At 54.8% G+C, this 13,792-nt stretch carries 10 protein-coding genes and 1 pseudogene; 9 read left to right on the top strand and 2 right to left on the bottom strand.

From position 1 onward, the window contains the following. The first annotated feature begins 50 nt into the window (after positions 1-50). Positions 51-797, top strand: coding sequence for an SDR family oxidoreductase (locus Q0294_RS02430; protein WP_299460563.1), 747 nt, complete (start codon positions 51-53; stop codon positions 795-797). Positions 798-843: 46 nt separating this feature from the next. Here the strand turns inward: Q0294_RS02430 and Q0294_RS02435 are convergent, their stop codons facing one another. Next, the gene (locus Q0294_RS02435) at positions 844-2,028 is read right to left on the bottom strand and encodes an FG-GAP-like repeat-containing protein (RefSeq protein ID WP_299460565.1); all 1,185 of its coding nucleotides are present in this window, start codon (positions 2,026-2,028) and stop codon (positions 844-846) included. Positions 2,029-2,288: 260 nt separating this feature from the next. Then, complete coding sequence (locus tag Q0294_RS02440; RefSeq protein WP_299460567.1) at positions 2,289-3,728, bottom strand: DUF1501 domain-containing protein; 1,440 nt, start codon at positions 3,726-3,728, stop codon at positions 2,289-2,291. A 297-nt stretch (positions 3,729-4,025) separates the two neighbouring features. Between Q0294_RS02440 and Q0294_RS02445 the strand changes: the two genes are divergently transcribed. The 8 genes and pseudogenes from Q0294_RS02445 to Q0294_RS02480 all read left to right on the top strand — a co-directional run. Continuing rightward, positions 4,026-5,525, top strand: coding sequence for a PQQ-binding-like beta-propeller repeat protein (locus tag Q0294_RS02445; protein WP_299460569.1), 1,500 nt, complete (start codon positions 4,026-4,028; stop codon positions 5,523-5,525). A gap of 782 nt (positions 5,526-6,307) precedes the next feature. Further along, positions 6,308-7,342 carry a LacI family DNA-binding transcriptional regulator gene (locus Q0294_RS02450; protein WP_299460571.1) on the top strand — a complete coding sequence of 345 codons (1,035 nt, stop codon included), beginning with the start codon at positions 6,308-6,310 and terminating at the stop codon, positions 7,340-7,342. 40 nt (positions 7,343-7,382) lie between these two features. After that, positions 7,383-8,435: a nucleoside hydrolase gene (locus Q0294_RS02455; protein ID WP_299460573.1), complete on the top strand. Its 1,053-nt coding sequence runs from the start codon at positions 7,383-7,385 to the stop codon at positions 8,433-8,435. A gap of 14 nt (positions 8,436-8,449) precedes the next feature. Continuing rightward, positions 8,450-9,394, top strand: coding sequence for a ribokinase (rbsK, locus tag Q0294_RS02460; RefSeq protein WP_299460575.1), 945 nt, complete (start codon positions 8,450-8,452; stop codon positions 9,392-9,394). A 13-nt stretch (positions 9,395-9,407) separates the two neighbouring features. Beyond that, the gene (locus Q0294_RS02465; RefSeq protein ID WP_299460577.1) at positions 9,408-10,391 is read left to right on the top strand and encodes a sugar ABC transporter substrate-binding protein; all 984 of its coding nucleotides are present in this window, start codon (positions 9,408-9,410) and stop codon (positions 10,389-10,391) included. Next, on the top strand, positions 10,388-11,947 hold the full coding sequence (locus Q0294_RS02470; RefSeq protein WP_299460579.1) for a sugar ABC transporter ATP-binding protein: 1,560 nt from the start codon (positions 10,388-10,390) through the stop codon (positions 11,945-11,947). The genes Q0294_RS02465 and Q0294_RS02470 overlap by 4 nt, the downstream gene beginning before the upstream one ends. Further along, entirely contained in the window at positions 11,944-12,954 is a 1,011-nt protein-coding gene (locus tag Q0294_RS02475; protein WP_299460581.1) for an ABC transporter permease, read from the top strand. The genes Q0294_RS02470 and Q0294_RS02475 overlap by 4 nt, the downstream gene beginning before the upstream one ends. Before the next feature lie 162 nt (positions 12,955-13,116). Further along, positions 13,117-13,792 (top strand): annotated as a pseudogene (locus tag Q0294_RS02480) (hypothetical protein); the annotation flags it as partial.

The following is a 13,792-nucleotide window of genomic DNA, read 5'->3' on the forward strand; positions in this document are numbered from 1 at the left end:
AAAATTTAACTCTCACTTTGAATAGAATCACTTAACTGGAATCCCCTCTCATGAATGAAAATAATGTTGCCTTGATTACCGGATCAGCCACAGGCGTCGGTCGTGCGTGTGCGCTGCGGTTTGCGGATGAAGGCTTTGACATTGTCGTGAATTATTCGCGCAGCAAAGACGAAGCTCTTGAAACCAAATCTCTGCTCGAAGAGTCAGGGGCGAATGTGTTACTCATTCAGTGTGATGTGAGTGATGACGCCGCCGTGAAGGCGATGATCGGCGAAGTCGAAACGCAGTGGGGTCGACTGGATGTACTCGTGAATAACGCAGCCACGACCGAATTCATCGAGCATAAAGACCTGGACGCGATGAGCGAAGAGATCTGGGATCGGATTCTGGGAGTGAATTTGAAAGGGCCCTTCTTTTGCGTTCGAGCAGCCGCCCACTTGCTGCGCGAAAGCGAATTCGGATCGGTGGTGAATGTCAGTTCGACCGCAGGCATCGACGGTCGCGGTTCGAGCGTTGCCTATTGCGCCAGCAAAGGGGGCCTGAATACGATTACGAAATCGCTGGCCCGCGCCTTGGGTCCGGAGATTCGCGTGAATTCGGTCTGTCCCGGGCCGATCGACAGCCGCTGGCTCAAACGCATCATGACCGACGAACAACTGGCGGCGGAGACGTCTGGTTATCCGATCCCCCGCCCTTCCCTGCCCGACGACATCGCCGATACGGTCATGTATCTTTCACTGGGAACAACACTCACCACCGGACAACTGCTGGTGGTGGATGGCGGGCGAACCATGTAATCACTGCGGGCAAGTCATATCGCAAACATGACTTGCCCGCATGTTTTTATTCGGATCGATTCCAGTAAATTTTCAGGTTATGCGAATCACGGCCCGCTGCGACGATATCGATCCGCCCGTCGCCATCAAGGTCACCCAGACGCAAGTCTTCGCAGGCCATGCCGTTGTCGTCGATCCAGGCCGACTTCCACGTTTTGCCTGTAGCGTCGGTCGACCAGTAAACTTTGACTCCCACTTTCTGATCTTTGTTGGGTGTCCGCCAGCCAGCGACGATTTCCTGACGACCGTTTCCGAACAGGTCGGCGGTGGCGACCGCATGGCCGGCTTTAATGTTATCGTCGAGTATCTGGCGACTGACGATTGAGGTTGGCTTCGTATCGGAACCTTCGCTGCGATAATCGGACTGATACAAAACTAGCTTGTCGCCGTGCAGTGGTTCAATGGTGGCGATGAACCGGCTCGTCGGTGCCAGGAGTCCCATCCGAATTTCCCCACTCCCTTCGATGATAGGGAACGGTTGTTTTTTCCATTCACCTGCGTCGTAGGTCAGCAGCATGGCCCCTTCGCGACCCGCGTAGAGAATTTCCTCGGCTTCCGTCTGCGGATTCCATTGTGCCGGGTCGAGATTATGCGTGACGTGCAATGTGTCTTCGATGACGGTTTGTTTCCACGCGTCTTTGGAGTTGACCGGTTTTTCGTAAGCGATCAGTTTCACGCCGGCCCCTTCCCCCCCCTTGTTCCCCTTGCCATGCAGTGGGGAGACGACGAGGGCAAAATGGTCTTTGGCGAGTTTGACCCATCGCATGCGATGAATCACCGGTTGATGCGGGAGTTGGATCGGATTCCAGAGTTGTGTTCGATCTGCCGGCGGTTCGAGATAAAAGATAGCGCCCGAATTCAGCGTATCTCCGGGGTTCCATTGTGCGCCGACCGCGATTTCGACTTTGCCGTCGCCGTCGATATCCCGGGCCGCGATGCAGACGTTGTCCCGTACGGTCAGATTTTCAGCGATCACATGCCGTTTCCAGGTCGGGTTCTGATACCAGACGAATTCTTTTTTGTCGGCCAGGATAATGTCCGGTTTCCCATCGCCGTTCACATCACCAATGGCGGTACCGTAACCGATTTCTACCGTGTCATCGATGATTTGAGGCTTGAATGTGGGTGCAGGATCAGCGGCGAAACAGACCGTGGTGGAGCACAGGCAGGCGATTAAAATGAGGCGCGTCATCGGAAAACCTTGTCGGCAAGAAGGAAGCAGATCAGAATATTTGTCACAACACCGATTGGAGCCGATCCGACGCAGGAATGCAAGGATTTCCCGAATTGTAGTTTTTAATTTAGGGGCAACCCTATGTGGTTGCCCGCTGTTTCGACGTGGATTGTGTGATGCCGTGCGGCGTTGATTCCGGTTCCGTTCAAAGCGTGGTTTTATATCGCACGTCGTCAGGCGGGATGACACATGGGTCATCCCCTACGAATAAAGTGCGCTCAACCGAATAATTGTTTGAGCGGTACACCACCATCATTGATCGGAATCGGGCGGTCGAGTGAATCGGGCAGCATTAAACCGGGGTCGATGCCCAGCGCCCAGTAAATCGTGGCGGCCAGATCTTCGGGGCTGACAGGATGTTCTGCCGGTTTGGAGGCAAGTCGGTCGGAGCGTCCGTAAGTCGTTCCCCCCTGAATGCCGGCGCCGGCAATCAGGGCCGGGAAGAGCTGGCTCCAGTGGCCGCGGCCCCAGGCGTTGTTCGGTTTGGGGGTACGTCCCATTTCTCCCATCGCGACAACAAGTGTTTCATCCAGCATGCCGCGCTGATCCAGGTCTGCGAGTAACGCAGCACACCCCTGATCAAAAGTGGGCAGCAGATGCTTTTTCACATCGTCACTGTTGCGGTGCGAGTCCCAGCTGTAACCGTCGACACAGTCGTAGTGCACGGTGACAAATCGTACGCCCGCTCCCACAAGACGGCGGGCCATCAGACAGGATTGTCCGAACAGATGTCGCCCGTATTGATTGCGGAGCGCCTCCGGTTCATCTTTGATATCGAGGGCATTACGTGTGTTGTCTGAAGTTAACAGGGCCAGGGCCCGTTGTCGGAAACGATCAAAGACCACTGAGTCGGCTTTGTCAAAATTGCGTTTCATGCTGTCAAAGTGTTTGAGCAGATCGATGCGCCGCCGAATGGTCGACAGAGGAACTTCCGGAGCGAGGCCTTCAATTTCAAAGCTCAATTCTTCATCGGTGCAGTCACGCCAGTAAGGATTGTCAGATGAGTCCCGTTGATCAACGGTTGTTGTGAGTGGGTTGTAGGCACGCCCCAGCCAGCCCGCGTATTCACCGGGACGAATATAACGCCCGCCCGCCTGCAGTCGTCCCAGACGATTCGGCACGACAGAATAATTAGGCAGATCGCGATCCAGGCCTCCCGGCGACTGTTGTGTCAGATATTCCACGACCGAGCCCATCGAAGGCCAGTCTTTGGGGGTGGCGTCAAAACCAGCGCCGACCGGAATGCTCCAGCGTTTTCCGGTTTGTACATAATGGCCGCCACCGCTGTGATCGTTGAAGGTGTGGGTCATGCTGCGAATGACGGAAAACTTATCAGACACATTCGCCAGATGTGGCAGGTGTTCGCTGATGAGCAGTCCGGGTGTGCGGCAGTCAATCGATTGAAACGGGCCGCGAATTTCGCTGGGGGCTTCGGGTTTCAGGTCGAACGTTTCCAGCTGGCTCGGGCCGCCGAACAGAAACAGGAAGATCACCGATTTTGCACGGCCCCCCTGAAAGGGATTAATGATCTGCTGTTGCTCTGCCTGTAACATTTTGGGCAGGGTCAGTCCCAGTAAACCTGCACCCCCCGTCGTGAGCAGCTCCCGTCGCGAGAGTCCTGCAGCGGTTCGGCGGGGATGATTCAGAATCGAGAACATGGAAAGACCCTTTCGCTTGTTTCAATCTGGCGTGTGACAGAAATTCAATCTGATGCAGAAAAGAGGACTCTGGTGAGGCGGCCTGGCTGATTAGCGCGCCATTCTAACAATTGATCGGTTGTCTGTCTCTATTATATGCAAGTTTTTTGATATGTTTTTAAAGGACGTTAAAAAACAGGGATCGGCGGTGGGTTTTAGTGAAAAGATCGGGTACAGTGAAAAAAGACTTGCCCCGAACCGGGAGCTTTATTCAGCGCACGATCTATCTGCTAATCGGACTTTCAGGAGATTTCTCTGATGCATTCACTGCGAAAACAGGCTGTATTACTGGCTTTAGTCACTTTAGGTTTCAGTTTCCCGCATGCGACCCCTTCCGTGCAGGCGGAAGACTGGGCTCAGTTTCGCGGGCCGAATTGTTCGGGAGTTTCCACGGCGAAAAACCCACTGCCGGTTGAATTCGACGATCAGAAAAATGTGATCTGGTCTGCCAAGCTGGGGGATGGGATCGGCTGCCCGGTTGTGGCTGGCGGTCGTGTCTTTACATCCGGGATGGTCGACAAGGACAAAGTCGCCTTGTATGCCTTTGATGCTGTGACCGGAAAAAAACTGTGGGAACGGGTCTGGAAGACCGGCGATCTGCTGGAGATTCACAAGACCAACAGCTTCGCCGCAACGACCCCTGCTGCCGATGACGAACGCGTGTATTTCTACTTCAGTACGCTGGGCATGCTGGCCGTCGATGCGGAAACCGGAGCCGACGTCTGGGAACAGAAACTTCCCATCCCTTATTTTGTCTTCAAGTGGGGCGCGGGCATGTCGCCGACACTTTATAAAGATCTGGTGCTCTTCTGTCAGGACGATGATCTAGCGCCCGCCTTTTACGCGTTCGATAAAAAGACCGGAAAGATCGTCTGGAAAGACGACCGCAGCGATCAGGCGGTGAACTATTCGCATCCGGTGATCTGCGAAACGGACAAGGGGGATGAAATTGTCGTTGCGGGAACAGGGAAGCTGATTGGCTATGATCCCAAGACCGGCAAACGACTCTGGACTGCGCAGACTTTGTTACGCAATATTAAAACGACGCCCGTAAGTCATGACGGTGTGATTTACATCTCGGTACAAAGTGGCGGCATCGCCAATCAGTGGCTGGCTTCCATCGATCGCTGGGAGACCGGCAACAGTGACGGCAAAGTAACCAAAGAGGAAATTCAGGCGTTTGTCGGGAAAACGAAAGTACCTGAAGCATTCTACAAAAAAACGTTTGACCGCGGCGATCTGAATAAAGACGGCTTCCTCGAAGGGAAAGAACTGGACATCGCCTTTCTGCCCCCCGGCAACGAAGCAGGCGCGAAGTTCGGCGAAGAACCGGCCCAGGAGTATATCCTCGCCGTCAAAGGAGGCGGTCGCGGCGATGTCACAAAAACACACCTGCTCTGGAAACATCCCACCAAACACACCGATCATATCGTCTCGCCGCTGGTCACCGCAGACCGCATGTTCCTCGTCAAAGGGGGCGGGATCTCGACCTGTTTTGAAGTTGAAAAAGGCAAAAAACTCTGGGGCCCCAAACGGATTCAGAACGAAAGTGATTACTTCGCTTCCCCCATCTACGGCGACGGCAAGATTTACGTTGCCGGCGAGAACGGCAAGATCGTCGTACTGGAAGACGGACCCGAACAGAAAATTCTTGCCAAAAACGACATGGGTGATTCCATTCTGGGAACACCGGCAATCGCCGACGGCCGGATTTTCATCCGTACCCGTGGCAAGTTAATTTGTGTGGGTGAGAAGTAAGAGAGAACGGATTTTCGGGGTCTGATTCAACCGTTTTCTCATTTATTCGATTGTAGGGGCGACCCTATGTGGTCGCCCGCAGTATCGACGTGGTTTGTGTGTTGGCGTGCAACATTCATCCCGGTTCCGTTCTAAGGGTGACTTGGCATAGAATGTCGTCAGGCGGGCAGGCACATAGACCTGCCCCTACGAATTAATCACATCATTTCGCGTCTTTCGTAGTATTAATCTTTTTTTGGATCATGAAATCGGGTGGCACTGTTGGCTTGCCAACAGTGAATGGGAAAACGCTGTTGTGCTTCGAAAAGTAGGGGCCGCCCTGTGTGGCGGCCCGCGGTTTCGACGTCGATTGTGTGATGCCGTGCGGCGTTGGTTCTGGTTCCGTTCAGAGCGTGGTTTTATATAGCACGTCGTCAGGCGGGATGACACATGGGTCATCCCCTACGAATGAAGTCGGATCATTCCAATAAGATGTTTGAGCAACGGTGTGGCCGTCAACGCCGAATTATTTCCAACGCGGGTGTGATGTGAAAAGTAGGGGCCGCCCTGTGTGGCGGCCCGCTGTTTCGACGTGGATTGTGTGGTGCCGTGCGGCGTTGGTTCCGGTTCCGTTCCGAGCGTGGTTTGGTATCGCACGTCGTCAGGCGGGATGACACATGGGTCATCCCCTACGGATAGGAATCGTTTGCTCTGACTGGTTCCTTTACCAGAAATTTCTCTTGAGAACTTGATCTTCACTCCTGATTTGCTAATATGCACAATCGATTGTGCAAAGGGGTTCCATGAGCAAGTCTACGAGCAAACCGATTACGTTAAAACAGGTGGCGGCAGCCGCCGGGGTGAGTCTTTCGACCGCTTCCCGGGCGCTGTCGGGGAAAGCGGAAGCCTACCGGATCAGCAGCACGACGGAGAAATCGGTGCGGGATGCGGCGAAGAAACTGCAGTTCTCGCCGAGTCTGTTGGCCCGGTCGTTGCGATCTCAACGTACTAAGTTATGGGGCATTGTCCTGCCGAATATTGCGAATCCGTTTTTTGCAGCGATCGCACGCGAAATTGCCTTGACGGCGGAAGAGAACGCGTTCTCAGTGCTGATCACGGACAGTCAGGAAAACAGCGAGACCGAAGTGCATCTGGTCGAACAACTGCTGGCCCGTCAGATTGAAGGTCTCATCGTCTGCCCGGTCGGAATTCGAAATCAGCATCTCACAAAAATCGCGAAACAGAAACTGCCGCTCGTGCTGGTGGACCGCGGTTTTGATCACAAAGATCTGGTCACGGTTACCTCGGATCATCGCGCAGGCGCGCGGGCGGCGACAAAACTGCTGCTGGAATCCGGACATCGCACTATCGGCATCCTGCAGGGCTTGCCTGATACGCTGCCCAATACGGAACGATTAGTCGGCGTGCGGGAAGCGTTCGCGTTACAGAATATCGCCTTTGATCCGGCATTGATTGCGGGCAATCATTTTGACGAAACATCCGGTTATCAGGCCGCCGGCAAACTGCTTTCTGAATATCCTGAGATCACGGCGCTGTTTGCTTTCAGTAACCAGAACGCGCTAGGTGCATTGCGGGCTGCCGGCGAACTCGGGCGGAAGATTCCCGATGATCTGTCACTGATCGCCTTTGACGATCATCCCTTCGCCGCTTATCTGGCGGCGCCGTTGACGTCGGTGAATCAGGATGTGAGTCAACTGGGCCGCGTGGCGGCGCGGCTGCTGATGGGACAGATCAAAACAGGCGCGCTACCCGAAGAGAGACAACATCGTATTCCTGTCCAGCTTATGATCCGCGCTTCGATAATGAAGATCGGGTGATAGCGGGGCGATTTTCAATCAGGGAAAAGGATTTAATGAAATGAAACTGCAAACTGAGTCGCTCGCTTGTCGGTTGCTGATTCTCTGTACGCTATGCTTACTTCCAGCGATGAGCATACTCGCGGAAGAACCACAGCGCCCTGTGCCACTGATCTTCGATACCGATATCGGTAACGACGTCGATGACGTACTGGCGCTGGGCATGATTCACGCACTCGAAGCCCGCGGCGACTGCAAGCTGCTGGCGGTGACGATCACCAAAGACAATCCGCTGGCTGCGTCCTTCACGGATGCGGTGAATACGTTCTATGGCAAAGGGAATATTCCGATCGGCATTTGCCAGAGCGGCGTCACACCTGAGAAGGGAAAATTCAATGTGCTGGCGGAAAAGCAGGACGGCGGCGAGTTGCGGTATCCGCACGATCTGAAAGATCCGAAACAGATTCCCGCTGCAGTGACCGTGCTGCGAACCGCGCTGGCGGGAGCAAAAGATCAGTCGGTCGTTATCGCGCAGGTCGGGTTTTCAACGAATCTGGCGAGCCTACTCAAGTCACCCGGGGATGACATCAGCCCTCTGTCGGGGAAAGAACTAGTTGCAAAGAAAGTCAAACTGATGTCGATGATGGCGGGAGCGTTTGAAAAAATTCCCAGTAAGGGAAAGCTGGTCGACCATCGTGAATACAACGTCGTGAAAGATATCCCGGCAGCACAAAAGCTGGCTTCAGACTGGCCGACGCCGGTGGTCTGGAGCGGGTTTGAAATCGGTCTGTCGGTCCCCTACCCGCACGAGAGCATCGAAGAGGATTTTAACTACGTGCCCCATCATCCTCTGGCGGAAGCTTATATTCTCTACAATCCACCGCCTCACGATCGTCCCACCTGGGATCTGACGAGCGTGCTGTACGCGGTCTTTCCCCATCGCGGTTATTTCGATCTGTCGGAAGCGGGCACCGTGACCGTACAGCCGGACGGTTTGACGACGTTTGAAAAATCAGCGCAGGGCCGACATCAATTTCTGAAACTGAATGACGCGCAGCGTACTCGGTTGATTGAAGCACTCGTGCAACTTTCCAGTCAGCCCCCAGTCAAATAATCCGGGAGACTCTGATGAACGAGAGGCGACGTGCGAAAATCGCAGTGCTGGGTTCGATCAACATGGATCTGATGATCCGCGCGGCGAAGTTGCCTTTGCCCGGTGAGACGGTGATTGCCGACTCGAAAGTCGAAAACCCGGGCGGCAAAGGTGCCAATCAGGCGGTTGCCGCGGCCCGCATGGGGGCGGACGTAACGCTGATCGGCTGCGTGGGTGATGACAGTTTCGCAGAGCAACTGCTGCAGAATCTGCAAGCGGAAGGCGTCGATACGATTCACATCACGCGACAGAAAAATACGACCAGCGGCGTGGCAGTCGTGATGGTCGAAGCGAGCGGCGAGAACGCGATTCTGGTCGTCCCCGGTGCCAATGGATCAGTCGGGAATGCAGAGCTGGAACAGGCACGGCGTGTGATTTGTGAGAGCGATGTGTTGTTAATGCAACTCGAAGTTCCGGTAGAGACGGTGATCGCGGCAGCGTCAATTGCGCGGGCAGCGGGCGTGCGTGTGATTCTCGACCCGGCCCCTGCACCGACGTCTGTTCCGGCGAACATTCACCGTGATTTATTGCACGTCGATCTGATCTGCCCGAATCAGTCCGAGGCGGCGGCTCTACTCGGTAAACCGGTAAACTCGATGGAGGACGCCGTTGCGTTGATCAAAGAGCTGACGCAATTGGGCCCCCGGCAGGCGATCATTACGATGGCGGAACAGGGTGCTGTTGTGTTTGATGGTGAGACAGTGCAGACGGTGCCGCCGTTTGAAATTAATGTCGTCGATTCGACGGCGGCCGGCGATGCGTTTGCGGCGGGACTGGCCGTGAGACTGGCGGAGAACGCGAATTTGATGGACGCGGTGAAGTTTGCATCAGCCGCGGGTGCGCTGGCGGCCTCTGGTGCCGGTGCCCAGACAGCAATGCCGACGCGAGAACAGATCGAAACACTTTTAGAACAACTATAACTGGAGCGCTCCGATGAATGAGTTCAGGACACCATTAATTCCCTGTCTGCTACTGGCGGTCTGTTGTCTGCTGTTGAGCTGCACGCAACCGGCGGATCAGGCAGAACCAGCTGCCGCTGCGAAACCGGAAAACAAAAAGCCGCGGATCGCGCTGATTATGAAATCGCTGGCGAACGATTTTTTCTCGTCGATGGCCAAAGGAGCCGAGCAGCATCAGAAGGAACATAGCGGCGATTACGAACTAATCGTGAACGGTATCAAAGATGAACGGGATTTAAGCCGTCAGGTGGCACTCGTCGAAGAAATGGTAGCCAGCGGCGTCGATGCGATTGTGATTGCCCCCGCTGATTCGAAAGCACTCGTGCCGGCGTTGCGCCGGGCCCGCGCAGCAGGTGTGGTGGTCGTCAATATCGACAATAAACTCGATGAGGAAATACTGACGACGGAAAAAATCGCGATTCCCTTTGTCGGCCCGGATAACCAGGCAGGGGCGAAAAAAGTGGGCGACTATCTGGCTTCGAAATTAAAAGCCGGCGATGAAGTGCTCATGCTGGAAGGGATTCGGACTTCCTTTAACGGCACGCAGCGACGGCTCGGTTTTGAAGCAGCGATGAAAGAGGCGGGGGTGAAAATTGTGGACAGCCAGTCGGCGCAGTGGGAGATGAGCATGGCAAATACGCTGGCGCTGTCGATGCTCAGCGAACATCCGAACGTCAAAGCAATTCTAGCAGCGAATGACAGCATGGCGCTGGGAGCACTGGCGGCGGTGAAGAATAACGGCAAGGCGGGCGCGGTGGCTGTCGTCGGTTTCGATAACATCGCGGCGGTACAGCAGGCGATCAAGGACGGGCAGATACTCGCCACCGCGGATCAGCACGGCGGCGAGCTGGCGGTGTTCGGAATTGAACACGCACTGCTGTTAATCAAAGATCCCAACGCAAAAATTGAAGATCGCGAAACCCCCGTGGATCTGATTACTGCTGAGGTTCTGAAATGAACGACGCGCCGCAGCCGCTGCGATTGACGGTCCGCGATTTAAGCAAGGATTACGTCGTGCGCGTCCTGGACGGTGTGCAGTTCGAACTCCGCGCGGGCGAGATCCATGCGCTGCTCGGTGCGAATGGTGCGGGGAAAAGTACGCTGTGTAAGATTATCGCGGGACTGATACCGGCGACATCGGGCACGATGACGTTGAATGGCGTCCCCTACTCTCCCGCCGACAAGCGGTTCGCGGAATCGCAGGGTGTGCAGATCGTGCAGCAGGAATTGAATCTGATTCCGACGCTTTCTGTCGCCGAGAATCTGCTGCTGGGCCGTTATCCGCAGCGCTGGGGGATCATTGATCGCAGGGCGCTGCATGCACAGGCGCGGGTGGCGCTGGATCGGTTTGGTTTGACTGAGATTCGCACCGATCGGAGCGCGGGCAGTCTCGGCGTCGGTCAGCAGCAGATGCTGGAAATCGCGGCGGCTCTGGACCGGAACTGCGAGCTGCTGATTCTGGACGAACCGACGGCGGCGCTCAGTGCGGGCGAAACCGAGCGGCTGTTTCAACGACTCGCTGAGCTTCGCAAACAAGGTGTCGGCATAATTTATATCAGTCATCGGCTGGATGAAATTGCGAAGATTGCAGATCGGCTGACGGTGCTGCGGGACGGGAAATATGTGAGTACGCATGCGGTGAGTGAGTTTCAGCCGATCGAACGCGTGATTGATCTGATGACGGGCGAAACGCAGGCGGCTCTGCATGCGTTGCAGAATCATCGGTCTTACACAACGGAACGAACGATGATTCGCGTGGCCGGCATGAGCCGTGCGCCGGCGGTGCGGGATGTCAGCTTTTCGGTTCGCGCGGGGGAACGCTACGGGATCGCCGGTCTGGTGGGCTCGGGGCGCACGGAACTGCTGCGGCTGATTTTCGGAGCAGACCGGGCGGAGAGTGGAGAACTCTTTTTACGAGGCGAGACCGAATCGCGCCGGTTTCATCATCCGCAGGCAGCGGTCGCAGCGGGGCTGGCGATGGTGACCGAAGACCGCAAGCAGAACGGGCTACTGTTGTCGCAGTCGATTCGGGTGAATACGACGCTGTCGAGTCTGGAACTGCTGACCGGAGCCGCGGGGGTGATTAATCGACGCCAGGAAGTGGCGGTGGTCGAAGCGGAACGCGTGCGGCTGCAGATTCACGCACGCGATATCGAACAGAGTGTGGGCACGCTGAGCGGCGGCAATCAACAGAAGGTGGCGGTCGCGAAGTGGCTGCTGAAAGAGGCCGATGTGTTTCTGTTCGATGAGCCAACGCGCGGCATCGATGTGGCGGCCCGCAGAAATATTCATCAACTGTTTGACCAACTGGCCGCACAAGGCAAAGCGCTGATCATCGTGAGCAGTGATCTGGAAGAGCTGTTCGAGACCTGCGACCGGATCGGCGTGATGTCGGCGGGCCGACTGGTTTCGGAATACACGCGCGAAACATGGTCGTACGAAGCGATTATGCAGGACTGTTTTTCGGGATACACACAACAAGCGACACGCACTGTTTCAGGAATCACATCATGACCGACGCCCCTGCCCCTGTTATCGAAACGTCTGCCGTCGACTCGCCGCGCTCACAACGCGGGAGTCTGTTGTCGTCGCTGTTGCAATACGCGGGCCTTGTGGGTGTGCTGATGCTGCTGATTCTGATTTTTAGTCTGATGAGCAACAACTTTTTATCGAAGCAGACGCTGATCACGATTGCCAATCAGATTCCCGACCTGCTGGTGATTGCGGTCGGGATGACGCTGGTGCTGATCATTGGCGGCATTGACCTGTCGGTCGGTTCGCTGCTGGCGCTATCATCGGCGGTGATGGGTGTGTGCATGGTCAACTATGGCTGGCCGCTCTGGGCGGCGGTGCCCGTCTGCTTGAGCGTGGGTGCATTCTGCGGGATGTTGAACGGCGTGATCAGCGTGAAGGCGGGCATACCGTCGTTTATTGTCACGCTGGGCATGCTGGAGATGGCGCGGGGCAGCGCGTATCTGATGACTGATTCGCAGACGAAATACATTGGTTCGTCGATTGAATGGATCGGGGTGCCTCTCAAGGGCTTTGCGTTCTCGCCTGCGTTTCTGCTGTCGCTGGTGATTGTGGCGCTGGGACAGTATCTGCTGACGCGAACGGTTTTCGGCCGTTATTGTGTCGCGATCGGCACAAACGCGGAAGCGGTGCGGATGTCGGGCATTCGAACGGCCCCCTGCTCCATCGCCGTGTTCACGATCAGCGGTCTGCTCTGCGGACTGGCGGGCGTGATGCAGACTTCGCGTCTTTCCACCGCCGACCCGAACGCGGCCGTCGGCCTGGAACTGGCGGCCATCGCCGCCTGTGTGATCGGCGGGACAAGTTTGATGGGGGGCCGCGGCTCGGTGATCAATACATTTTTCGGCGTGCTGATCATCGCGGTACTGCAAACCGGCCTGGCACAGATCGGGGCGACCGATCCGATCAAACGTGTGATCACGGGGGCGGTGATTATTATCGCGGTACTGCTCGACGCGGCCCGACAGCGGTGGAAACGGCGCGGGTGAGCTGGTTCTGATGTCGTTTTTTGCTACCACGAAAAGCACGAAATGGTTTTAATCCTATTGCAATTAATTCAAATTAGATTGTTTGCACAATATATGATTCATTTGTATTATATGTTGTGTGAATATTTGTTTATGTTTTTGTGTTTCAGAAGGGGTTGCGATATGGAGCAAAAAGCAGTTGGTACAATAGTCCCAAAGAGTACTAAAAGGCCAGAAAAAAAAGCAGCTAAAAAGAAAGTATCAAAAAAGAAACTTCCAAAGAAAAAAGCATCAAATAAAACTGCAAAATCAACATCTGCATTACCAAACTATCCCCGACATGCTGTAGATAAAGCCCTTCGGATTCCGAACGCAATTCTAGATCAGAATGCTGGTAAGCCTTGTTCTGTTAAAGAGTCAGCAAGCTATCTTGGTGTAGGAGCTGCCGGTCCCTATCAAGTAGAAGTAAGTTCTGGGATTAAATATGGGTTTCTTGAACGACCAGAGGCTGGTTTGATTGCTGTCACTGATCGAGCAAAGAAAATCTTACGTCCACAAAGTGCGCAGGACAAGCTAGGTGGAATTCAAGAAGCCGTGCTTAACGCTCCAGTAATTTCGGATGTTTATGGCCATTACCGTGGCGAAAACTTACCTGATGCACCGTTCTTTCGAAATACCCTAACTGATTCTTTTAATATTCCCATTGATAAAATTGCAGAGTTCAGTGAAGTTTTTATAAGTTCACTTCAAGCTGCAGAGTTAATCTCGGAGCACGATGGAAAAAAAAGGATCTTAGATATAACACATGATGCTGGAACTCTAAGCTCACCATCTCCAACACTAAAGAAGTTAGAAAAGT

The sequence above is a fragment of the uncultured Gimesia sp. genome, assembly GCF_937919775.1.
Lineage (GTDB): Bacteria > Planctomycetota > Planctomycetia > Planctomycetales > Planctomycetaceae > Gimesia.

Coding starts and splice junctions, on each gene's coding strand:
- Q0294_RS02430 (WP_299460563.1), top strand. CDS start 51: ATGAATGAAAATAATGTTGCCTTGATTACCGGATCAGCCACAGGCGTC.
- Q0294_RS02435 (WP_299460565.1), bottom strand. CDS start 2,028: ATGACGCGCCTCATTTTAATCGCCTGCCTGTGCTCCACCACGGTCTGT.
- Q0294_RS02440 (WP_299460567.1), bottom strand. CDS start 3,728: ATGTTCTCGATTCTGAATCATCCCCGCCGAACCGCTGCAGGACTCTCG.
- Q0294_RS02445 (WP_299460569.1), top strand. CDS start 4,026: ATGCATTCACTGCGAAAACAGGCTGTATTACTGGCTTTAGTCACTTTA.
- Q0294_RS02450 (WP_299460571.1), top strand. CDS start 6,308: ATGAGCAAGTCTACGAGCAAACCGATTACGTTAAAACAGGTGGCGGCA.
- Q0294_RS02455 (WP_299460573.1), top strand. CDS start 7,383: ATGAAACTGCAAACTGAGTCGCTCGCTTGTCGGTTGCTGATTCTCTGT.
- rbsK (WP_299460575.1), top strand. CDS start 8,450: ATGAACGAGAGGCGACGTGCGAAAATCGCAGTGCTGGGTTCGATCAAC.
- Q0294_RS02465 (WP_299460577.1), top strand. CDS start 9,408: ATGAATGAGTTCAGGACACCATTAATTCCCTGTCTGCTACTGGCGGTC.
- Q0294_RS02470 (WP_299460579.1), top strand. CDS start 10,388: ATGAACGACGCGCCGCAGCCGCTGCGATTGACGGTCCGCGATTTAAGC.
- Q0294_RS02475 (WP_299460581.1), top strand. CDS start 11,944: ATGACCGACGCCCCTGCCCCTGTTATCGAAACGTCTGCCGTCGACTCG.